Source organism: Bacteroides sp. A1C1, from assembly GCF_004328515.1.
Taxonomy (GTDB): domain Bacteria; phylum Bacteroidota; class Bacteroidia; order Bacteroidales; family Bacteroidaceae; genus Bacteroides; species Bacteroides uniformis.
Genome location: NZ_CP036491.1, coordinates 358,815 through 380,712 on the forward strand (window position 1 = coordinate 358,815; position 21,898 = coordinate 380,712).

At 47.6% G+C, this 21,898-nt stretch carries 20 protein-coding genes and 1 pseudogene; 6 read left to right on the top strand and 15 right to left on the bottom strand.

The annotated features are described in order from the left end of the window. Window positions 1–17 precede the first annotated feature (17 nt). Window positions 18–1,685, bottom strand: coding sequence for a M23 family metallopeptidase (locus EYA81_RS01525; RefSeq protein ID WP_227201771.1), 1,668 nt, complete (start codon window positions 1,683–1,685; stop codon window positions 18–20). 198 nt (window positions 1,686–1,883) lie between these two features. On the opposite strand from EYA81_RS01525, the gene ald reads away from it, so the two are divergent. After that, complete coding sequence (ald, locus tag EYA81_RS01530) at window positions 1,884–2,987, top strand: alanine dehydrogenase (protein WP_117965796.1); 1,104 nt, start codon at window positions 1,884–1,886, stop codon at window positions 2,985–2,987. A gap of 65 nt (window positions 2,988–3,052) precedes the next feature. On the opposite strand, the gene EYA81_RS01535 is transcribed toward ald, so the two are convergent. Continuing rightward, window positions 3,053–4,276, bottom strand: a complete 1,224-nt coding sequence (locus EYA81_RS01535; protein ID WP_131225300.1) for an MFS transporter — start codon at window positions 4,274–4,276, stop codon at window positions 3,053–3,055. 202 nt (window positions 4,277–4,478) lie between these two features. On the opposite strand from EYA81_RS01535, the gene EYA81_RS01540 reads away from it, so the two are divergent. The 4 genes from EYA81_RS01540 (at window position 4,479) to gadC (ending at window position 9,430) form a co-directional block, all read left to right on the top strand. Next, complete coding sequence (locus EYA81_RS01540) at window positions 4,479–5,915, top strand: glutamate decarboxylase (protein ID WP_117601262.1); 1,437 nt, start codon at window positions 4,479–4,481, stop codon at window positions 5,913–5,915. 8 nt (window positions 5,916–5,923) lie between these two features. After that, window positions 5,924–6,889 carry a glutaminase A gene (gene glsA / locus EYA81_RS01545; protein ID WP_117601263.1) on the top strand — a complete coding sequence of 322 codons (966 nt, stop codon included), beginning with the start codon at window positions 5,924–5,926 and terminating at the stop codon, window positions 6,887–6,889. Window positions 6,890–6,996: 107 nt separating this feature from the next. Beyond that, entirely contained in the window at window positions 6,997–7,740 is a 744-nt protein-coding gene (locus EYA81_RS01550) for a potassium channel family protein (protein WP_117601288.1), read from the top strand. A 103-nt stretch (window positions 7,741–7,843) separates the two neighbouring features. Further along, on the top strand, window positions 7,844–9,430 hold the full coding sequence (gene gadC / locus EYA81_RS01555) for a putative glutamine/gamma-aminobutyrate antiporter GadC (RefSeq protein WP_117601264.1): 1,587 nt from the start codon (window positions 7,844–7,846) through the stop codon (window positions 9,428–9,430). A gap of 93 nt (window positions 9,431–9,523) precedes the next feature. Here gadC and EYA81_RS01560 read toward each other — a convergent pair whose 3' ends face one another. The 9 genes from EYA81_RS01560 to EYA81_RS01600 all read right to left on the bottom strand — a co-directional run bounded on the left by EYA81_RS01560 (window position 9,524) and on the right by EYA81_RS01600 (window position 16,479). After that, the gene (locus tag EYA81_RS01560) at window positions 9,524–10,474 is read right to left on the bottom strand and encodes a nitronate monooxygenase family protein (protein WP_117601265.1); all 951 of its coding nucleotides are present in this window, start codon (window positions 10,472–10,474) and stop codon (window positions 9,524–9,526) included. Window positions 10,475–10,552: 78 nt separating this feature from the next. Beyond that, window positions 10,553–11,215, bottom strand: coding sequence for a DUF4858 domain-containing protein (locus tag EYA81_RS01565; RefSeq protein WP_117601266.1), 663 nt, complete (start codon window positions 11,213–11,215; stop codon window positions 10,553–10,555). A 55-nt stretch (window positions 11,216–11,270) separates the two neighbouring features. After that, window positions 11,271–11,828, bottom strand: coding sequence for a DUF4943 family protein (locus EYA81_RS01570; protein WP_117601267.1), 558 nt, complete (start codon window positions 11,826–11,828; stop codon window positions 11,271–11,273). A 19-nt stretch (window positions 11,829–11,847) separates the two neighbouring features. Beyond that, entirely contained in the window at window positions 11,848–12,948 is a 1,101-nt protein-coding gene (locus EYA81_RS01575) for an outer membrane beta-barrel protein (protein ID WP_131225301.1), read from the bottom strand. Continuing rightward, window positions 12,935–13,543: an RNA polymerase sigma factor gene (locus tag EYA81_RS01580; protein ID WP_117601269.1), complete on the bottom strand. Its 609-nt coding sequence runs from the start codon at window positions 13,541–13,543 to the stop codon at window positions 12,935–12,937. The genes EYA81_RS01575 and EYA81_RS01580 overlap by 14 nt, the downstream gene beginning before the upstream one ends. A 50-nt stretch (window positions 13,544–13,593) precedes the next feature. After that, window positions 13,594–14,298 (bottom strand): hypothetical protein, encoded by a 705-nt coding sequence (locus EYA81_RS01585; RefSeq protein WP_117601270.1) that lies wholly within the window; start codon window positions 14,296–14,298, stop codon window positions 13,594–13,596. Between the two features lie 6 nt (window positions 14,299–14,304). Next, window positions 14,305–15,015: a hypothetical protein gene (locus EYA81_RS01590; RefSeq protein ID WP_117965814.1), complete on the bottom strand. Its 711-nt coding sequence runs from the start codon at window positions 15,013–15,015 to the stop codon at window positions 14,305–14,307. 230 nt (window positions 15,016–15,245) lie between these two features. Continuing rightward, window positions 15,246–16,094: a carboxylating nicotinate-nucleotide diphosphorylase gene (gene nadC / locus EYA81_RS01595; protein ID WP_117866338.1), complete on the bottom strand. Its 849-nt coding sequence runs from the start codon at window positions 16,092–16,094 to the stop codon at window positions 15,246–15,248. Beyond that, window positions 16,087–16,479 carry a DUF4783 domain-containing protein gene (locus tag EYA81_RS01600; protein ID WP_119962138.1) on the bottom strand — a complete coding sequence of 131 codons (393 nt, stop codon included), beginning with the start codon at window positions 16,477–16,479 and terminating at the stop codon, window positions 16,087–16,089. The genes nadC and EYA81_RS01600 overlap by 8 nt, the downstream gene beginning before the upstream one ends. Before the next feature lie 94 nt (window positions 16,480–16,573). On the opposite strand from EYA81_RS01600, the gene rlmH reads away from it, so the two are divergent. Beyond that, window positions 16,574–17,047, top strand: a complete 474-nt coding sequence (rlmH, locus tag EYA81_RS01605; protein WP_117601274.1) for a 23S rRNA (pseudouridine(1915)-N(3))-methyltransferase RlmH — start codon at window positions 16,574–16,576, stop codon at window positions 17,045–17,047. Window positions 17,048–17,073: 26 nt separating this feature from the next. Here rlmH and EYA81_RS19855 read toward each other — a convergent pair. The 4 genes and pseudogenes from EYA81_RS19855 to EYA81_RS01620 all read right to left on the bottom strand — a co-directional run. After that, window positions 17,074–17,256, bottom strand: a pseudogene (locus EYA81_RS19855) (hypothetical protein); the annotation flags it as partial. 280 nt (window positions 17,257–17,536) lie between these two features. Beyond that, the gene (locus EYA81_RS01610) at window positions 17,537–17,893 is read right to left on the bottom strand and encodes a MarR family transcriptional regulator (RefSeq protein WP_117601275.1); all 357 of its coding nucleotides are present in this window, start codon (window positions 17,891–17,893) and stop codon (window positions 17,537–17,539) included. 11 nt (window positions 17,894–17,904) lie between these two features. Further along, window positions 17,905–20,385: an FAD-dependent oxidoreductase gene (locus tag EYA81_RS01615; RefSeq protein ID WP_131225302.1), complete on the bottom strand. Its 2,481-nt coding sequence runs from the start codon at window positions 20,383–20,385 to the stop codon at window positions 17,905–17,907. Between the two features lie 293 nt (window positions 20,386–20,678). Further along, complete coding sequence (locus EYA81_RS01620; protein ID WP_034523208.1) at window positions 20,679–21,890, bottom strand: clostripain-related cysteine peptidase; 1,212 nt, start codon at window positions 21,888–21,890, stop codon at window positions 20,679–20,681. Window positions 21,891–21,898 lie beyond the last annotated feature (8 nt).

Below are 21,898 nucleotides of genomic sequence, written 5' to 3' on the forward strand. Positions count from 1 at the left end.
ACTAAATATTTCAGTCTTTACCATACAAAATCAAACTGTTCGGTGGTACGGTTGCCACAGCCATCCGTCACCGTCATCTCCACCACGTGCTTGCCGCCTTTCTCCACATGTTTCGGGTCAAGCTCGCACACCAGGTTACCGCTGATGGAATTGGGCTTTCCAAACAAGGCATACTTCCCGTCAATCGTACCCCGATAGGTATTGATGCCGGTTTCCTTGTCCTTGGCCTTGAAGATGATTTTTCCCGTACGTCCCCATTGGGCTTGGTTCACGGGAGTTATCACCGGCGGAACCGTATCCACCGCCACGGTATAAGTCCCCAAATCCCGTATACGCACTTTCATGACACCATCCTCATACTTACCGCCGATACGGTATTTTCCACCGCGCGCCGTTACGCCCGCCACATAATATTTGGTCACATCCTCTACCGGACGCCGGCGCAAGCCGATACGCAAATCGCAGGCATTGTGCATAGGAATACGGGTATCGTTCAATTGATAGGTGAAAGCTATGTCGCCGCTATCAGCCCGCACGGAATAGTTCAGCAAGACATCATCGTAGAGCATTCCTTTCGGGATGACCAATTCCAGCCCCGGTTCCTGCAGATAGTTCACCTTGTCCCATTTGAGGGCATATTTCTCACGACATTCCACCGGAGCAATTATCGTCTTCTGTCCCTGGACTGTAAAGCGGACTTTAGAGGTATTTCCCAGCGCATCGCTCAGTGTATAGACAAACCGGTAAGGGTGTTCTTCGTTGATGTCCACCAGTCCGCGATTGCCGTTGGATGCCTGTAGCATGCGCAAGTGGTTGCCCGGCTCTATGAAAGACTTCATGTACTGGCCGTGTGTCCACGAATTGATATAGCGGTTCTCCTCATAGGCAAAGCGATCTACCGTACTGCGGAAGACTTCCTCGCCGTCCACTTCGAGAATCACCGCCTTCACACCATATTTATTCTGCACTCCGTCCATATAGTCGTAGGCACGGATACCTGCACCAATCAGTCCCCAGGCGGTAATGGGTTTTGTTGGATGTGCCGGAAAAGCCCGTCGCGTCTGCTTGCCCTCCACCACTCCTTTTCCCGGCTGTGGAAACAGCATGATACCTTCGGCACGCGGGGCAGTCTTGTCTTTCACCTTGTTCATGAAGAAAGGCAACGGGTCTATATATTCGTCCGTAGCCGTCTCTATCATATCCAGATGCAGGTGCGGACCGAAAGAGTAACCGGTGTTTCCGCTTAAAGCTATTATCTGACCGGCCTTCACGGGATATTCATCGGGGTCGGGAGTTATTTCCACCTCCCAGCTTTCTTTTTCATATTGTAAATCTTCTATCCGACGGGCAATGTCACCCACAAAAGCACTCAAATGGCGGTTTATCGTCGAATAGCCGTTGTCATAAGTTACATCGAGCACATAACCTGAGCCGTGGGTGACGCGGATACGCGAAATATATCCGTCTGCCAGAGCGCGTACCGGCTTGCCTATGGTGCCACCTGTCTTGAAATCCAGTCCGCCATGAAAATGGTTGGCACGTATCTCGCCGAAGTTACCGGAGAAAGTGATGGGAAAATCAAAAGGCGGGATGAAGGAAGGCTTGTCTGTATCGGTTTCTTGGGCATAGCCGCTTTGCACACTACCAATAAAGAACAAAAGAGAGAAAAATATAGAATATTTCATATTTTGTACAGTCAATATTATTTTAAATGCATGCAAATATAAAAAGAATAGTTCTCTCTACCTACAGAAAGCTACAATTATCATTGATTAAAACATGCATAAAAATTCTGTTGAAGAACATAGATGCACCGATAACACCCAAGCCGGGAAATCGCTATATTGCGCCATGTTTAACCCCCCAATTAAAACTTTAAGGTTATGATTATCGGAGTACCTAAAGAAATCAAGAACAACGAGAACCGCGTGGGAATGACCCCTGCCGGAGTAGCCGAATTGGTGAAAAAAGGTCATACGGTGTATGTGCAGGCCACAGCAGGCGTAAACAGCGGTTTCTCCGACGATGACTACATCGCCGTAGGTGCAAAGACTTTACCGACCATTGAAGACACGTATGCCGCAGCCGACATGATTGTCAAGGTAAAGGAACCTATTGCACCGGAGTACAAACTGATTAAAAAGGGACAAGTGGTATTCACCTATTTCCACTTTGCAGCCGATAAATTACTAACCGAAGCCATGATTGAAAGCGGTGCCGTCTGCATTGCCTACGAAACCGTGGAAAAAGAAGACCACTCACTTCCGCTACTTACTCCTATGAGTGAGGTGGCAGGACGCATGGCTACACAAGTAGGAGCCCGCTTCCTTGAAAAGCCACAAGGCGGCAAGGGAAAACTGATGGGCGGAGTAACGGGCGTACGTCCCGCACGCGTACTTATCCTTGGAGGTGGTATCGTGGGCACCAATGCCGCACAGATAGCTGCCGGAATGGGTGCCGAGGTACTGATTGCCGACATCAACCTTCCCCGCCTGCGCTACCTGAGTGAAGTGATGCCGAAAAACGTAAAGACACTCTATTCTTCCACCCATAACATCAAGATGGAATTGCCGAACATCGACTTGGTAATCGGTTCCGTCCTCATCCCCGGTGACAAGGCCCCACACCTCATCACCAGCGAAATGCTGAAGATGATGAAACCCGGTACGGTACTCGTAGACGTAGCCATCGACCAGGGCGGTTGTTTCGAAACCTCCCACCCCACCACGCACAGCGACCCTACCTACATTGTGGACGGAATTGTACACTACGCCGTTGCCAATATCCCCGGCGCCGTACCCTTCACCTCCACCATGGCACTGACAAATGCCACCCTGCCCTACACCGTAGCCCTGGCATGCAAAGGCTGGAGACAAGCCTGCAAGGACGACCCGGCTCTGGCGCAGGGATTGAACGTAGTGGAAGGCAAAGTAACATACAAAGCTGTAGCCGACGTCTTCGGGCTGAAATATGAAGCCATTGAGTGATAAGTGATGAGTGATTTGTTGGTGTTTTTCTTTCAGCATGATAGCGCAGCACAATTACCAACAAATCACTCATAACTCCTCCCCAACAAAGAATCCTTCTTCCTCGCATACTCCCACCACATAGCGAGCAGTGTGATGCAGAGGTTGAAAATAAACGGAAATTCCTTGGAATTAGTGTGGAACAAGGTCTGAAAGAAATCTGTAATGAACGGGGACAATAGAATCGCCAGATAATTCATCACCATTACAAAGGCCAGTGCCAAAGTTGTTTTTTCCGGTATGGCCGTATCTACTGTCTCGTCATAAATCAGCGGTTGAATGACACCATATCCCAAACCAACCAACATACATCCCGGTATTATCAGCCATTCTTTAGGCGAAATCCATATCAAGAGCAAACCCACTGCAATGGACAAAAGGCTGTAGAACTTTGTGTGTTTCCCCATCCACTTCACGATATGCCCCAGGAAGAAACCCGGAGCCATAATGGCAAAGAAGAATAAGGAGATCATCAATCCAGAATTTCCGCTGGAGAAGTGATGGGCCTCCATCAAAAAAGGCAAGTCAAAAGTAACCGCCAGCACTACATACGTAGTGACGCCATAAAACAGCATCAACTGTAGCAGATGGCGGATATGGATGCCGTATTTACCGGGAACCGCACGTTTGGATTCCTCCGGAACAACGGCAGCCGTATCTTCTGCTGTCTGCGGCTGACCGGTATCCCCCTTCAAATATCCGACAAGCAGCAGAGAAACCAACGGAAGCAGATATACCACGAAAGGCAAGTGCCAGTTTACCTCTGCCAGACACCCAGTCACCGCCGTTGCCACAACCAGCGTCACATTGGTGATGGCAGAACTGTAACCAAACTGCTTCACCCGATATTCCCCCGTGAAATAACGTGAAACCAGACCGGTGGACAACGGAATAATCACCCCCGAACCGATGCCAAGCAAAGCGCTGACCACCATCAACTGCCACATTTTGTCCGAAAAAAGATAAAGTACCCCACTGGCGGCAAACATCCAAAGTCCCGCTTTCAGCAGACGCACAAAGTCACGTTTCTCGGCCAGCTTGCCCGCCAACAGCACAAAAGGAATTATCAGCAGCGAAGGCAGGGAGGTAAGCATCTGTATATCCAATTCCGTGGCATGTGGAAAAATGGTGGTAAGCTGTCCCAAAATAGGTGACACGGCCAACCCCGGCAAGGAAGTCAATGCAGAGACAGACCAAATGCCGACAAGCGTGATTAGGGGGATTGTACCCCTTCCGGTATTGATTTTCATATAGTAGTATATTAATTAAATGAATAATGTGGGAACAACAAACCCACCTTCAGAATGTTCGTTTTTTAAGATTTTACTACGCTGCCCTTTAATAAACGCCAAATAATGCAAAACCCCGGAACTTTCATCCGCAAACCCCGTTGTTGTGGGATATTCGACGGGGAAAAGCCCCGCCGCCTAAACCTTTAAAAAACTTATTAATATGGAAGATTTGAATTTCAGAAAAGGAGATGCAAAAACTGAAGTATTCGGCTCAAACCGTATGTTACAACCCTCACCCGTAGAAAAGATTCCCGACGGACCTACTACCCCGGAAATCGCCTATCAGATGGTGAAAGACGAGACCTTCGCCCAAACGCAGCCTCGCTTGAATCTGGCTACATTCGTCACTACCTATATGGACGAATATGCCACCAAGCTGATGAACGAAGCCATCAACATCAACTACATCGACGAGACCGAATATCCGCGCATCGCCGTAATGAACGGTAAATGTATCAACATCGTGGCCAACCTCTGGAACTCTCCTGAAAAAGAAACCTGGAAAACCGGCGCACTTGCTATCGGTTCCTCGGAGGCATGTATGCTGGGTGGTGTGGCAGCCTGGTTGCGCTGGCGCAAGAAACGTCAAGCACAAGGCAAACCGTTCGACAAACCCAACTTCGTTATTTCAACCGGTTTCCAGGTGGTATGGGAAAAATTCGCCCAATTGTGGCAGATTGAAATGCGTGAAGTGCCCTTGACACTCGACAAGACCACGCTCGACCCCGAAGAAGCCTTGAAGATGTGTGATGAGAACACCATCTGTATCGTGCCTATCCAAGGTGTTACATGGACAGGACTGAACGATGACGTCGAAGCCCTCGACAAAGCCCTCGATGCCTACAATGCAAAGACCAGCTACGACATTCCTATCCACGTAGATGCCGCCAGCGGCGGTTTCATCCTCCCGTTCCTCTATCCCGAAAAGAAGTGGGACTTCCGTCTGAAGTGGGTACTCTCCATCAGCGTCAGCGGACATAAATTCGGCCTGGTTTATCCGGGGCTGGGTTGGGTTTGCTGGAAAGGCAAGGAATATCTGCCCGAAGAAATGTCATTCAGCGTAAACTACCTCGGTGCCAACATTACTCAGGTAGGCCTGAACTTCTCCCGTCCTGCCGCACAGATTCTGGGTCAATATTACCAGTTCATCCGTTTGGGATTCCAGGGTTACAAGGAAGTACAGTACAACTCCCTGACCATCGCCAAGTATATCCATGACGAAATCGGCAAGATGGCTCCGTTCGTAAACTATTCCGACGAAGTTGTGAACCCGCTGTTCATCTGGTACTTGAAACCGGAATATGCAAAAGCTGCCAAATGGACTCTCTATGACCTGCAGGACAAGCTGTCACAACACGGTTGGATGGTACCCGCCTATACTCTGCCTTCAAAGCTGGAAGACTATGTCGTAATGCGTGTCGTTGTTCGCCAAGGATTCAGCCGCGACATGGCAGACATGCTGCTGGGTGACATCAAGAATGCCATCACGGAGCTGGAGAAACTGGACTACCCGACTCCCACCCGTATGGCGCAGGAAAAGAATCTGCCGGTGGAAGCCAAAATATTCAATCACGGATGCCGTACACATAAAAAGTAACAGCTAATATGGAAAAGAAAATATCAATTTCACAAATAAAGGAGGTTGCCCAAGAAGCCTACAACGAGGTGAAGGGCAGTACGGGAGGCAAGAATGCGGATTATATCCCCTACCTTGCCAACATAGACTCCAAACTGTTCGGACTCAGCATCTGCCTGATGAACGGGCAGACCATCAATATAGGCGATACAGACTATCGTTTCGGTATAGAGTCCGTCTCGAAGGTACACACAGCCATCCTTATCCTGCGCCAATACGGCGCACAGAAAGTGCTGGACATGATAGGTGCCGATGCCACGGGACTACCGTTCAACTCCATCATCGCCATTTTGCTGGAAAACGACCACCCTTCCACTCCGTTAGTAAATGCCGGTGCCATTTCAGCCTGTTCCATGGTGCAGCCAGTAGGAAACTCCGACAAGAAATGGGATGCCATTGTACAGAACATTACCGAGCTATGCGGCTCTGCCCCGCAACTCATCGACGAACTGTACAAATCGGAAACGGCTACCAATTTCAACAACCGCTCCATTGCCTGGTTGCTGAAAAACTACAACCGCATCTACGATGATCCGGATATGGCACTCGACCTCTATACCCGCCAGTGTTCTCTCGGCATCACGGCCCAGCAACTGGGCATTGCCGCAGGAACCATCGCCAATAACGGTGTGAACCCAGTCACCAAACAAACGGTGTTCGAAGCCAGCCTGGCACCGAAAATCACGTCGATGATTTCTACCGTAGGCTTCTACGAACATTCAGGCGACTGGATGTACACCGCCGGCATACCGGCCAAAAGCGGTGTGGGCGGCGGCGTAATGGCCGTATTGCCCGGTGTCATGGGGGTATCGGCCTTCGCTCCTCCCCTGGACGAAGCGGGAAATTCCGTAAAGGCCCAATCGGCAATTAAGTTCATCATGAACAAGCTCGGTCTGGGTGTGTTCAACGGTGATAACGTGACAATTACAGAATAAGATTTTTTAGTTATGAGTTATAAGTGATGAGTTATTTGTTGGTATATGCATCGTAATTAGCAAATAACTTATAACTAATAACTCATAACTTCATAATGGACTTCATCATGAAAATGGCTCTATCAGAATTTGTATTGCGGGAAAAAGGTATTTACGGCATATTACATGTCATCATACTGATACTTTCGTTATTTTTAGTCATCAGTATCTCTGTCGACACGTTCAAGGGGATTCCCTTTTACGAACAGTCAGTCTACATGAAAGTACAGCTGTGGATATGCGCTCTGTTCCTGGCTGATTTTGTGTTGGAATGGTTTCTGGCAGAGAAGAAGGGGCACTATGTAGCCACACATTTCATTTTCCTACTGGTAGCCATACCTTACCAAAATATCATTGCCTATATGGGATGGACTTTCTCACCGGAAATAACCTATATGTTGCGCTTTATCCCATTAGTACGGGGTGGATATGCCATGGCTATCGTAGTGGGTTGGCTGACGTACAACCGTGCATCGGGACTGTTCGTTTCCTATCTTACCATGCTGCTGGCCACCGTCTATTTTTCCAGCCTGGCCTTTTATGTCATGGAGCATGGTCCCAATCCTCTGGTCAAAGGATATGGAGATGCTTTGTGGTGGGCATTTATGGATGTGACGACGGTAGGTTCCAATATCATAGCAGTCACTCCCACCGGACGGGTACTGTCTGTACTGCTGGCTGCGCTGGGCATGATGATGTTCCCTATCTTTACAGTGTATGTAACGAGCCTGGTCGAACGGCGCAATAAGGAAAAAGAAGAGTTCTACAAGAAAGCGGCACAGAAGCCCGCGCCTAAAGCTGATGCTTCCTGAATAGTTAAAACCGGAATTTTCACTTATCCGTTGGGAACAACTCTTCCCAAGTGTTGTTATAGACGCTGATTTTGAATATATTTTTCATCTAAAACCTTAACTTATGGCAAATATTAAACAAACAGTGAAGCTGGGGGTATTTACCCTGGCAATCATGAATGTGACGGCAGTAGTATCCCTACGTGGACTTCCTGCCGAGGCCGTGTACGGAATGAGTTCGGCCTTCTACTACTTATTTGCAGCCATTGTTTTTCTGATTCCGACGTCACTTGTCGCCGCGGAACTGGCTGCCATGTTTCAAGACAAGCAAGGCGGTGTGTTCCGCTGGGTAGGCGAAGCCTACGGAAAAAAGCTGGGCTTCCTTGCCATCTGGGTACAATGGATTGAAAGTACAATCTGGTATCCTACCGTATTGACATTCGGTGCCGTATCCATTGCTTTCATCGGCATGAACGACGTACACGACATGTCACTGGCCAACAACAAATATTACTCGCTCGTCGTTGTCCTCATCATCTACTGGCTAGCCACATTCATCTCCATGAAGGGTATGAGCTGGGTAGGTAAAGTGGCAAAAGTCGGCGGCCTGGTCGGGACCATTATTCCTGCCGCACTGCTGATTATCCTAGGTATCATCTACCTTGCCACCGGCGGACACTCCAACCTGGATTTCCACAGCAGCTTCTTCCCCGACTTGACGAACTTCGACAACGTGGTGCTTGCTGCCAGTATCTTCCTCTTCTATGCCGGTATGGAAATGGGCGGTATTCACGTAAAAGACGTGAACAATCCCTCCAAGAATTATCCGAAGGCAGTGTTCATCGGTGCGGCCATTACGGTTATCATCTTCGTACTCGGTACTTTCTCACTGGGTATCATCATCCCGGCCAAAGACATCAGTCTGACACAGAGTCTGCTTGTAGGCTTCGACAACTACTTCCATTACATCCGTGCTTCCTGGCTGTCACCGATTATTGCCATCGCTTTGGCATTTGGCGTACTGGCAGGTGTATTGACATGGGTTGCCGGTCCGTCCAAAGGTATCTTTGCCGTAGGAAAAGCAGGCTACATGCCTCCGTTCTTCCAAAAGACAAACAAGCTGGGCGTACAGAAGAATATCCTTTATGTACAAGGTGGTGCAGTAACCGTGTTGAGCCTTCTGTTCGTAGTCATGCCTTCCGTACAGAGTTTCTACCAGATTCTGTCACAGTTGACCGTAGTCCTCTATCTTATCATGTATATGCTGATGTTCTCCGGAGCCATCGTGCTGCGTTATAAGATGAAGAAGCTGAACCGTCCGTTCCGTATCGGCAAGAATGGCAACGGATTGATGTGGCTCATCGGTGGTCTTGGTTTCTGCGGATCATTGCTGGCATTCGTACTGAGCTTTATCCCGCCCAGCCAGATTTCAACAGGCAGCAACACAGTATGGTTCTCCGTACTCATCATCGGTGCGCTGATTGTAGTCATTGCCCCATTCATTATTTATGCTTCCAAGAAACCGTCCTGGGTTGACCCGAACAGTAGCTTCGAACCGTTCCATTGGGAAGAACAACCCGCTGTACAGACAACCGGTAAAAGTGTTACAAATATGGCTACCGGTAGCGCCACTACCAGCAACAATGGCACAAGTAATTCTACCACAAGTGGAAATATGGCAAAAGACACAACCAATATCCCCAAAGGATAAAAGGTTATAAGTTGAAACTAAAAAAGGAATATTCCCGGTGATTTCGGGGATATTCCTTTTTTAGTGTTATATGATACCAAAAGACGGGAATAGTCAGAGATCCAATTCCTGCATTCTCTCCCACGCCCTTCTGCTCTCCTCCACCAACTCTTGCATGACCGACGCCACAGACTGCACTCCCTTTCCATGCAGCAAGGCAGATACCTGCCCTATTTCCAGTTCCCCTTCTTCCAAGTCACCCTCAAAAATACCACGTTTGGCACGGCCGCGCCCTAAAAGGATACGAAGTTCTTCCTCTGAAGCTCCCACAGCCTCAGCAGCCTCTACGGCGCTGCGAAAGTTATTGCGCACCAGACGCACCGGAGCCAACTTCTTCAAAAGCAGACGGGTATCCCCTTCTTCCAAATGCAAGCAGTAATCCTTGAACACCTCGCTTGCAGAACTCTCTGCCGTCAAGGCAAAGCGTGTACCAATCTGCACACCTTCCGCACCCAGCACCCGGGCAGCCAACATGGCCTCACCCGTTGCAATGCCACCGGCGGCAATCAGCGGAAGTGTAGTAACTGCACGTACAGCAGGTATCAGGCACAGAGTGGTAGTCTCCTCCCTCCCATTATGCCCACCGGCTTCGAAGCCTTCGGCAACTATTGCATCAACACCCGCCTCTTCAGCCTTCACGGCAAAACGCGAGGACGAAACAACATGCACCACCGTGATGCCACGCTCGTGCAACCAACCGGTCCATTTCTTCGGGCTGCCGGCAGATGTAAATACAATCTTCACTCCCTCGTCGGCCACAATCTGCATTATCTCTTCTATCTGGGGATACATCAAGGGAATGTTCACACCAAAAGCATGATGCGTAGCCTCACGGCATTTCCTGATATGCTCCCGCAACGTTTCGGGATGCATCGAACCTGCGCCGAGCAAGCCCAGCCCTCCCGCATTGCTTACAGCAGCAGCAAGTCTCCAGCCGCTACACCACACCATACCACCTTGAATTATCGGATATCTTATTCCGAATAGAGAAGTCACTCTGTTCATTATTACTTTTTTTAAAGGTTTACTAATGAAAACAAGAAGGGGAGAAAGAAAGTTCAAAATTTGACAAAAAGTGATAAATTACTGTTGTTCCAAAACAGTTATCGAATCTCCATACGCCTTCAATACTTCCAGCGTACGGGCACGGCGCTTGCGACCTTTGAAATTCCAAAACTCACGGGTAAAAGGCGCCATCAGGTCTAAACCGGAAATTCCACCGCCACTGGTACCCTGCCAACCGCCCACAGCCATATTATTGGCCCGCTCCGTCACCCGGTAACGCAAACCGGTTGCTTCAATCTGCTCCACCGTCTCACGCGGACCAGCATCAAACGGATGTTTAGCCCAGTTCGTAGGAATCATCAGAATCTTAAGTGCATAAAATTCGTCTCCCCGCCAAGTATCTTTGTCCACCTTAATCTTTTTCTGGTAAATGGGGTCCCAATTATATTTAGTATTGGCCGTATAAGGGCGTAGGGTAAGCACAACCTTTTTCTCGGGCACTTTCGGTATGACGGGCAGCGAATTATCAAAATCCATCCATGACTTGTCCGTCACCGCTTTCGGAGTACCTAAGGAACTGTTCATTTCAAGTTCCTTCAATACCTCCGGATTCAGCTTCACCTCCCCTTCTCCCTTCAGCAACCGGTTCAGCCTCAACGAGTCTTGAGAAGTCCAATTTTGGGCATAAAAAGGGAAGGCTACTGCACAGAGCAACCCCATTACAAGTATAAATCTCTTCACTTGACAGTTTGATTACTTAATACCTAATCCTTAATCCCTAATCCCTAAAAACATTTCACCACCACATATATCCACTGCCACAAAGTGGTTCGTCATAGCAGGGATCAATCGTCCACATAGTCCGTGGATACTTACGGGTTTCCCACCAACGGCGGTAGCGCGAGGCGGCATCCAGCACCTCTTCGTCCGAAAGGAAGTAAATACCTTCATAATTCTCCGCATCCGTATGCACCATCTTGCATCCCATTGAAGCGTTGTTCCCGAGACGGATAGTCTCTACCGTCCACAAGATGCATTCGCCCAAACGCAACTTACCACCTGCCGAATAGGATACCGGAGCCAAGGGGAAAGAGGGAATAACCGTCAAGTCCTCGGCATACTTCAGCAATTCCTCTATATCTTCGGAAGTGAACTTGGGCATATTACTCAATCCATCCGGACTTTGGGTAGAATATTTACCAGCCTTCAACTGCTTGACAAACAAGTCTACATCCGGATGGTTGTAGTCCAACGTTTCTTTGCTGCAAGAGCCCAAAGAGAGAACAGAAAGAGTAAAGAATATGAGCAGCATAGTCTGCCCGAATATATGTAATTTATTGTATAGAGTCTTCATATTTGTATGGTATTTAAGATTAATAAGTCATGCGCACGCCGCACAACAGATTCAGATTGGTGGGCCGTTCCGTACGCAAGGTTCTTGTCTGCGAGTCCGTATCGAAATGATGGGATACAGACGGCTCTGCAAACAAGGCAAAACGGTCGTTCATTTTATAGCGTACCCCTACTCCGGCAGCAACCGACAACTGTACCGGCTCTGCGCCGAAACCATTGTCCGGAGCACCTGCAATGCATTTCTCGGCTGCTCCGCCTACCATAGCATAGAAATCCACTTTCGGCGTACTGGCCAGCATCATGTTCAGCCTTACCGGAACTTCCAGCGTATGCAACGTATGGTCACCATCCAAGCAATTATACTGAAGACCAGCTTCCAAGGAGAAATGCTTGTTCAAACGACGTTCCACGCTTACCCCGGCCGTGAACGGCATATGAAAATTCCCTTTCGGCAGGGAAATGCCGATGCCTGCTTTCAATGCCCAATTACGGGGCTTGGATGGCGATACAGCCACAGACTTTGCCGGTTCTTCCTCAGAAGATGGCAGCATTCTATCTATATCAGCATCCTTATGGCCAGGATTTGAATGGTAGTTTCCGTTTCCGGCCGGAGTTCCGTTACTGTAATAACCGTTTCCCGGCTGCTGCCGGTTTCCGTACACCCGTTGGGTAATCCGGATGGAAACATGGACAGACACGGATTCATCCTCATCGGCCTGCGCCGTCAATCCTGCCGGAATGCCGTTGGCGGGATGCTGTGTACCGGGCTTTTGTGCCATGGGGTTGGCCTGATGGATAGAGGGAAAACTTTCCTGCACCACATCCCCGTTCAAGTTACCTTCCGGCGTCATGGCCGCCACTTGTGTAAAGGCCTCCTTGATTTCCTCTTTCGGAGAGAAATACCAGAAAGCGGCAGAAGCAGCTCCCAGTACAAATACAACAGAGGCGGCTGCGGCTACGCGGTGAAACCTCGGAGAAAGAAAAAGCTGCCTCCTGCCTTTTGCGGCAACCGGTGACGGCAAGTCACGTTGCAACCCTTCCCAGAAGTCCTCCCGCACTGTCATCTCTGCGCCGGCAAGACGACTGCGGAATAAACCGGTTATTTCATCATTTTCTCTCATATTCAGTATATTCTTTAATTCTTTTTATTAACAAACACTTGGCACGATGCAACTGCGAGGTAGACGAATGCTCTTTGATGTGGAGGATTTCGGCTATTTCCTTGTGCGATTTCTCCTCAAAGACGTATAAGTTGAATACAGTACGGCATCCATCGGGAAGTTCCGCCACGAACGCCATCAGCATTTCTTCGGAAATGCGGCCTCCAGTTTCGGCAATGCCCGCTTCATCCGGAATGTCGGGCAATTGTTCCTCATTCACCACCAGTTGGCTGAAACGTTGCTGTTTCCGCAGGTAGTCTATCGCCTGCGTCACCATTACCCTTGTCACCCAGGTACCCAATGCACATTCGCCACGGAAGGTGAAGTGGGTGAAAATTTTGATGAAGCCATCGTGCAATACGTCATGGGCCGCATCGACATCGCCCGTATAGCGGTAACATACCGCCAGCATCTGCTTGGAGTAGAGGGTGTATAATTCCTTTCGGGCGGAATCCTTTCCTGCCCGGCAGCCCTCAATCAGTTCTATCTCATTTTCCAATGTCAGTGCTCGTTTTACGGACGCCTCTTCGCGTCGTTTGTTAGTTAGACGCAGCATTGCGGAAAATGCTGCTGAATTAATTCTAAAAAGAAGTTAAAGAACGGAGATTATTTATATTTGGCTCTCAAAGCCTGTATTTGCTTGTCCAGCATCTCATCCAATTCATCAAATTCATGCCAATACAGAAAACCGGGAACCATGTTGACGTAATTGATAAATTTCTTATACTGCACAAGAAACAAGGCCTGGTCCCGAAGACTGTCGTCACCATCAAAAACATGCGCCAACTCCCTGGACATGGCAGCACTCATAAGAGCATCTGTTTTCGTTGCATAGTAATCACTGACATCCTTTTGTTTCCTGCCCAACTCAAAATAAGTCTGCAATACATCCTGCAACATACGTTTGTCCGGTATATACTGCATCAATGAAGAACCTTTCAGCACGTCCAGCGCATCTGTCCTATAAGAGAATTCATCCATATTATTGAAAAGCTTGCCATACTTCCACAGAGTATCTATCGGTATCTTGGATACATCCATATCATGTTCCCTCAACAACAGACTCATGTGTATGTCAATATCCAACAAGTGCTTTATATTACGGAGCTCCTGCCTATTATATTCCAACTCTTCCGTTACCAACTGCATCGTAGCACGCACTTCCTTTTGACGGGCATTCTCGGTAATCCGGTCACTTCCCCAGAAAGTGACAATGATACCCGCAGCCACAATACTGAACTGACGGAAATAATCACCTATGTGCCAACTTTTTACCGTATGGTTCAGCCTATTAAAGTTTATCTTTCCCATATCTTTTTATTCTAAATGATACTTCTTTTCAAGCGCTTGTATTGCCTCGTCTATACGTTTTCCCACACGTTCTACATAGTCCGGCGTGAAATAGTTCTGCGCTACCCTGACAAAGTTCCGTACCGACCTGTCCGACAAGTAAATATCCCACGCCTCATATCCTCCACGATTTATCTGGTCCGTCTGTTCGTCAGTCAATGCCAAATGGAAAGGAACCATAATTTCGTCCTTCATATCGTAATAGCCATTCATAGTTGCCTTAAATCCATCCAATACCTCATAGATTCCGGTCAACTGCAACAGTAGCTCTTTATCTGAAATCTTCTGCATCAACATGGAGTTTTTAAGTATATCCAATGCATTCTGACTATAATAAAAACTGCGGATATGCCCCATAAGAAAGCGGAACTGTATCAATGAATCTTCCGGTATCGTCCGATGCTTTAAGTCATGCTCCACCAATAAGCTGGAAAGACGTTCATCCTCTCTAAACTCTGAAACGATACTCTTATAATTTTCCCGGTTACTTTTCAGTTCATCCCTAATCAGCGACATGGTGGCTTGAATATCCTTTTTCTCGGAGTTTTGAGTAACCAACTCACTACCGACAAAAGTAATCAGTACGCCAATCACCACAATGGAAGTCTGCCGGATGTAGTCTCCCACTTGCCAATCTTTGACAGTTGTTTTTACTTTATTCCATGTTATGTTTTTCATATCTTCCTACACTATTATCCATTACTATGAAACACATCATCCGTTATAGCCAAACGCATCATCTATCCGTCCCAAACAGACCACCTGTTTCACCCCAATACACCTTCTGTTTTTCCAAGAGCCACTACTTTGCTAGTTACCAATAGAAAGCCTCTCATAAATCTGCCGTAATGCAGCATTCTTTATGAGAGGCTTTCCTTATTATTCTGCAATAATGCTTTCCGCCTTTATCAACATGCTTTAAAGCTCATGTCCAATCCTTTCACAGAGTGAGTCAAAGCTCCTACGGAAATAAAGTCTACACCGCATTCGGCATAGTCGCGGAGCGTATCAAACGTGATGCCACCGGAAGATTCCGTTTCATAGCGGCCACCTACCATCTCCACAGCTTTCTTTGTCATTGCCGGGGTGAAGTTGTCAAACATGATACGGTCTACGCCACCCAGGTCGAGTACTTGCTGCAATTCGTCGAAGTTGCGCACTTCTATTTCTATCTTGAGGTCCTTACCTTTTTCCTTGCAATATTCCTTCGCACGGTTGATGGCCTTGTCAATGCCTCCCGCAAAGTCCACATGGTTGTCTTTCAGCAAAATCATGTCGAACAAGCCGATACGGTGGTTTACACCGCCACCGATTTTCACCGCCATTTTCTCGAGGATACGCATGCCCGGAGTAGTCTTGCGGGTATCGAGTACACGGGTATTCGTACCTTTCAATTGCTCGGCATACTTATGTGTCATGGTGGCAATGCCACTCATGCGCTGCATGATGTTCAGCATCAGACGCTCCGTTTGCAACAAAGACTGTATCTTGCCTTCCACAATCATGGCCACATCACCCGGCTTTACGGCTGTACCGTCATTAATAAACACTTCCACCTTCATGGTAGGGTCGAAACGACGGAACACCTCCTTGGCTATCTCGATACCGGCCAGTATGCCCGGTTCTTTTATCAGCAGTTTGGACTTGCCCATTGCCGTAGCAGGAATGCATGAAAGGGTTGTATGGTCTCCATCGCCTATATCTTCGGCGAAAGCCAGGTCTATCAGCCTGTCAATCAATTCTTCTTCCTTATTCATCTGTTTTATCTATCCTTATTTGATGTATAACATATTTGTTCTGTACTTTTCTGAAGAAACAATTCACCCGAAAGTTTCCATTTGCGGTCGTCAAGGTACCAATGACGAAACCAGACTCATCACGTTTCCCCTGATGGTTCACATTAAAACTGCCAACCTTGTGGTTGGAGAAGAAAGCAGCCATTGTGCCCTCTGCCGTCCGCTTGTCGGCGTGGGTCGACTTATTCTGAATGATTAAATCGACCTTGTCACCCAGATACTTGTTGAGTTCCTGAGAGCTTCCTTCCTTGAAGGCCCCAATCACTCCCTCGGGAACGTTCTGGGCCAGCAGCACAGACGTCCAAATGAAGAGACCGGTCAACAAAAAGACTACCCGTTTTTTCATTTTCACAAGTATTTATGATAGGCAAAGGTAAGCATTTGTCTCAAAATACAATAAAAAAATGCTAAATTTGTGCGCTAATCAAAACAGAACCAGTATGAAAACTACTCTGCTCGTCGTAGGACGGACTGTAGAACAACACTTTATAACAGCCATCAACGACTATGTGCAACGCACCAAGCGCTATCTCTCATTCGAGATGGAAGTCATCCCCGAACTGAAAAACACCAAAAGCCTCTCTATGGAAGTTCAGAAGGAAAAAGAAGGGGAACTGATACTGAAAGCTCTCCAGCCGGGAGATGTGGTCGTACTGCTGGACGAAGGTGGAAAAGAGATGCGCTCCATAGAGTTTGCAGACTATATGAAGCGCAAGATGAATACCGTAAACAAACGGCTGGTATTTATTATCGGAGGCCCTTACGGATTCTCTCAAAAAGTATACGAAGCGGCACACGAGAAGATGTCCCTCTCACGCATGACCTTTTCCCATCAGATGGTACGCCTCATTTTTGTGGAACAACTCTACAGGGCAATGAACATACTAAATGGGGGGCCGTATCATCATGAATAATTAAAATGCTCGGGCAGCCAGCGTACAATAGAGCGCAACACTATGCGGTGTTCTACGCAAGGTTTGATGTACACTTGTAAAGGTGCTGCCCGTTCAGCTCAATAGCAATACTCACCACATTCTCACAGGTAAACAAGGAGTAAGGCAGAGTGTTCGTCCATCCTCCCACCATATCCATACGTACGGAGCTATGCCCCCCATACTATCTGGAATGGCTTTTCCAATCAAGTTCGTTATTTAAAACAGAGAAAAGAATTGATTAAGAGTTAAGAATTGTCGAAAAAATATTATTAAGGATTCTTAGTAAATTTCTCAGTAATAAAAGATGGAAATACACATGAACAGATACAAACAATTAATAGCGTGCAATACACGATACTAACAACATGTCGTGCAAGAAGTTAACAACGTGTCATACAAAAAATAAATATCGTGTTTGCAGGATATTAACCTCCTGCAAACACGATATTTATTTGCTTTTATACAAAGCTATACGAGGCTGACCACCTGCTGCAACAGCCCCGGCAATTCAAAAGTAGCATTCTTGATATCCGAAATCCGGTTCTTGCCTTCTGTCGTAAGAAAAAAACGCATCTGACGCTTATCTTCCTTACCTATCAGACGGGTAATGAGTTTCTTTTCCTCTACGGAACGAATGACCTTTGAAGTGTTGGAGGCAGACAAACCCAGTGCCTCAGCTATCTTACTGGAGGTAAGCTTAGGAGTATTGAGCAGCGTGCACAACAGCATTCCTTCATTCAGTGACAAATCGTACATCTGCGTAAACTGCACCTCGAATTCGGCAATAGCCCGATAAATATCACGAATTTTACATAAAGTCTCCATATCTTTTTCTCCTATATAAATAAGTTCACATTTGCTTTGTCCGCACGTTCCATATAGGTAGCCACGCCACCGATGGTTACTTCATCCAGAAGTTCTTCGTGCCGGATGCCCATCATATCCATAGACATCTGGCAAGCGATGAATTCCACTCCTTGCGCCAATGCTTGCGAGCGCAACGACTCCAGAGAATCCACACCCTTGCGCTTCATCAGGAAGCGCATCATGCGACTGCCCATGCCAAACATATTCATCTGCGACAACTTCAGTTTCAAAGAACTGGCCGGCAGCATCATGCCGAACATCTTGCCGAAGAAATCTTTCTGCACGCTGGGTTTCTGCACTTTCTTCAAGACGTTCAGTCCCCAGAAGGTGAAGAAAATGGTTACTTTCTGTCCCGTTGCCGCTGCTCCGTTTGCCAAAACGAAGGTTGCCAGCGCTTTGTCCAGGTCGTCACTGAACAGAATCAGCGTCTTTCCCCTCCCCCCGGCTACGGGAGTGTTGGAAGCGGATGTACAAGCCGGAGCGCCTTTTTCGATGACTACCGTATAGCGTCCTTTCTCGTCATGCTTCTCTATCAATTTATTTCCCGTTGTATCGCACCAGGCAGAGGCGTCGCGGGCAAAACCGGCATCGGTAGCCACAATCTCCACACGCTCGCCCACAGCAATGCTATCCATCGCCTTCTTCACCTGCATGATAGGTCCCGGACATTGCAAGCCGCAAGCGTTTATCTTCAACGGTTCCTTTTTGGAGACAGATGCCGCCGCAGGAACATCGTCGTTGTCAGCAGAGGCAGCCGAAGAAGCAGAAGAAGAGTCACCTCCTGCCGGAGCAGATGGAGACGGCAGAGGCGCTGTTGCCATGGAATAGGTCTTATAACCACCTATCAGATTGCGCACATTGCGATAACCGCGTCCCATCAGGATGCGCAGGGACAGATAACCACGCAAACCCACAGCACAGAAAAGCACTACCGGCTTGTCCGTAGGTATCTCTGCCAAATGCTCGCGCATTTCATCCAACGGAATATTAACAGCTCCCGGAATGGTGCCGAAAGAGAACTCCTCGGGCGTACGGGTATCTATCAGCATCACTTTATCCTTCTCTTCCACCAACTCGCGCCAAGAGATGACGGGCATAGCACCGCTAATAATATTCGATGCCACATATCCGCCAATGGCGATGGGGTCTTTGGCTGAGGAGAAAGGAGGTGCATACGTATGCTCCGTCTCCATCAAATCGTAGACTGTGCCACCCTGCTTGATGAGTCCGGCAATCTGGTCGATTCGCTTGTCCACCCCCTCGTAACCGATACATTGCGCGCCATAGAGTTTACCGGTTTTAGGATGGAAAGTCAGTTTCAAAGTCAAAGGCAGGGCATCCGGATAGTAACCGGCGTGAGATGCCGAGTGCGTCACCGAGCTTTGGTATTCCATGCCCCACTGCTTCAAGCGTTTGGCTGCAAGACCCGTAGAAGCTACCGTCATGTCGAATACTTTGGCAATGGAGGTGCCGATAGCTCCTTCGTAGGAGACGGTATTGCCAAACACCATATTATCGGCAACGATACGTCCCTGGCGGTTGGCAGGGTTTGCCAGGTAATTGAGCCACGGCTTTCCGGTCAGCGGATGAGGATATTCGATGGCATCGCCCACGGCATAGATGTCTTTTTCGGAAGTCTCCAAGTGTTCGTCTACCCAGATACCGCCCATCTCGCCCAACTTCAAGCCGGCTTGTTGCGCCAATACAGTGGCAGGACGCACACCGATGGAGAGCAACACCATATCGGCAGGAATGGTCTTTCCGCTTTTCAGGAATACAGTGATTCCGTTGTCCGTACGCTTGAAATGGGTCACGCCTTCTTCCAGATAGAGGGAGACGCCTTTCTGTAACAAATGCTGATGGATGGGTGCCGCCATGGAGAAATCGATAGGCGCCATTACCTGATTACCCATTTCGACTACGGACACATGGACACCTGCATGATGCAGGTTCTCTGCCATCTCCAATCCGATGAAACCGGCACCTACCACCACGGCGCGCTTCACCTGCTTGTCTGAGATATAAGCCTTGATATGGTCGGTATCTTCTACATTGCGCAACGTGAAGATGCCTTCGGAATTAATGCCTTCCAAGGGGGGCTTCACGGGGTTGGCACCGGGAGAAAGCAAAAGTTTGTCATAGCTTTCGTCGTACTCCTTGCCTTCCACATTGCGTATGGTAACGGTCTTGTTTTTGGGATGGATGGCGATTACTTCATTCTGCACACGCACATCAATGCGGAAGCGCTTGCCGAAAGATTCGGGTGTCTGCACCAGCAGCTTCTCGCGCTCTGCTATCACTCCGCCTATATAATAAGGTAAACCACAATTAGCGTACGAGATGTAAGGGCCTTTCTCCAATAAGAGAATTTCAGCCATTTCGTCCACTCTTCTTAGTCGGGCGGCTGCCGTGGCTCCACCTGCTACACCGCCAATGATTACATATTTCATAATTCTTTGTTTTTTTAAGTTTGACGATGCAAAGAAAAGAATTATTTTCAATAAAACATAATTTCCATAAGAAAATATTGTTAAATAACTAATTTTCAACAAGAATAGGCATAAAAAGAAGGGGTAAAAGTACTCTTAATAGATATATTTTAGGCGCGGATTACGCGAAGTTCACGGATTCGATTAACTAATCCGCGTAATTCGCGTAATCCGCGCCTAAAAATAGATTATGAGAAAGCACTCATATACTTTTTCCGGACACAGCCTTATACAATATGTAACTTTGAATAGCCTTACCAACCCAGCTTGGAAAGACCGGCAGACTTATACCAATCCGTGGAACGAAACGCTGCGGCAGCCGCCTGTTTAGACAAAGACGGTATATAATGGGAAACACCGCTTGAACCTTCCATAGAAAACATGCCGGTATAACCAGAATAGTTCTTGGAAGTAGTCTCCCAATAGGGTACTGCCATATCATAAACCTGCTTCCAAGTAGCAAAGCCAGAAGCATCAGTTAACTGTTGCATCAGCTGGACAAAATCATAATAACCAATATTACTACTTTCACGACGTTGGTCGTAATTAAAAACAAGAGAACGCAATTCCTCACTATCAGCATTCTCTGACAAGACTTGCTTGGTAATACTTGCCAAAGACTCTAACACTGAACTCTGTAGCGCACAAACGGAAACACCGCCTGTCCAATTCGTATTGGATATTCCACTCCCTCCATTATAAATTTTCTTGTAAGGCTCGTAATAAGCGGCAGCTACCTTCAACGCCACTTCACCGTCCGAAAACAACGCAGGAACAAGTACATCATAGCGTGCCCCCGGTCCAGGTATTTCTGTAGGTGAACCAATATAATAATCAGTAAAGTTGCGCAAGGCATAAGCCACTTCAATGGACTGCATAAAGCAGGCATCGAACAAGACAAAATCAAAATGAGGAACAGCATCAGCAGACAATATTGTAACCAAATCTTCAATATTCATGTAATGAGTGCCCGAACCTGTGTCTTGCCCTACCCATCTGGTAGAAGGAAGTGGATTAGGAATCCAACCATCTCCATGCGACCAATAAATCAAACCATAGCTTTCAGCTCTGTATTCACTGTTTTTAAAGACATCATTAAAGACTTCCAAAGTCTCAGCCACACCCACAGAATTACGATTTTCATAGGTCTTTACCGTTGTTTCCTGCAATTTACCACCTTCATTTTTCAACTCAATGAGACGTGGAGAAGAATCAGTATCAATATAAACTAATAGGCGCATATTACTACTATTGTTCACTTTTGCCATACCCAATCTCATTTCCTCCAAATCTAATAAGGCTAAAGAAGACAAATTATTAAGTGTACCACGATGATCTGCCGCAAGATATGCCAGTACCGTGCGGCTACCAGCAACGGGAGGTTCCGGTATGGGATCCTCGTTTTCGCATGCTGTCAGTAAAACCGAGCAGCACATCCACAATAGTAGAAAGAGTCTGGATTTCATCATATGTA

Coding starts and splice junctions, on each gene's coding strand:
- EYA81_RS01570 (WP_117601267.1), bottom strand. CDS start 11,828: ATGAAGACTCTATACAATAAATTACATATATTCGGGCAGACTATGCTG.
- EYA81_RS01600 (WP_119962138.1), bottom strand. CDS start 16,479: ATGAAAAAACGGGTAGTCTTTTTGTTGACCGGTCTCTTCATTTGGACG.
- EYA81_RS01525 (WP_227201771.1), bottom strand. CDS start 1,685: ATGAAATATTCTATATTTTTCTCTCTTTTGTTCTTTATTGGTAGTGTG.
- nadC (WP_117866338.1), bottom strand. CDS start 16,094: ATGAATAAGGAAGAAGAATTGATTGACAGGCTGATAGACCTGGCTTTC.
- EYA81_RS01540 (WP_117601262.1), top strand. CDS start 4,479: ATGGAAGATTTGAATTTCAGAAAAGGAGATGCAAAAACTGAAGTATTC.
- gadC (WP_117601264.1), top strand. CDS start 7,844: ATGGCAAATATTAAACAAACAGTGAAGCTGGGGGTATTTACCCTGGCA.
- EYA81_RS01620 (WP_034523208.1), bottom strand. CDS start 21,890: ATGAAATCCAGACTCTTTCTACTATTGTGGATGTGCTGCTCGGTTTTA.
- EYA81_RS01560 (WP_117601265.1), bottom strand. CDS start 10,474: ATGAACAGAGTGACTTCTCTATTCGGAATAAGATATCCGATAATTCAA.
- EYA81_RS01550 (WP_117601288.1), top strand. CDS start 6,997: ATGAAAATGGCTCTATCAGAATTTGTATTGCGGGAAAAAGGTATTTAC.
- EYA81_RS01615 (WP_131225302.1), bottom strand. CDS start 20,385: ATGAAATATGTAATCATTGGCGGTGTAGCAGGTGGAGCCACGGCAGCC.
- EYA81_RS01535 (WP_131225300.1), bottom strand. CDS start 4,276: ATGAAAATCAATACCGGAAGGGGTACAATCCCCCTAATCACGCTTGTC.
- ald (WP_117965796.1), top strand. CDS start 1,884: ATGATTATCGGAGTACCTAAAGAAATCAAGAACAACGAGAACCGCGTG.
- EYA81_RS01580 (WP_117601269.1), bottom strand. CDS start 13,543: ATGCTGCGTCTAACTAACAAACGACGCGAAGAGGCGTCCGTAAAACGA.
- rlmH (WP_117601274.1), top strand. CDS start 16,574: ATGAAAACTACTCTGCTCGTCGTAGGACGGACTGTAGAACAACACTTT.
- EYA81_RS01585 (WP_117601270.1), bottom strand. CDS start 14,298: ATGGGAAAGATAAACTTTAATAGGCTGAACCATACGGTAAAAAGTTGG.
- EYA81_RS01575 (WP_131225301.1), bottom strand. CDS start 12,948: ATGAGAGAAAATGATGAAATAACCGGTTTATTCCGCAGTCGTCTTGCC.
- glsA (WP_117601263.1), top strand. CDS start 5,924: ATGGAAAAGAAAATATCAATTTCACAAATAAAGGAGGTTGCCCAAGAA.
- EYA81_RS01610 (WP_117601275.1), bottom strand. CDS start 17,893: ATGGAGACTTTATGTAAAATTCGTGATATTTATCGGGCTATTGCCGAA.
- EYA81_RS01590 (WP_117965814.1), bottom strand. CDS start 15,015: ATGAAAAACATAACATGGAATAAAGTAAAAACAACTGTCAAAGATTGG.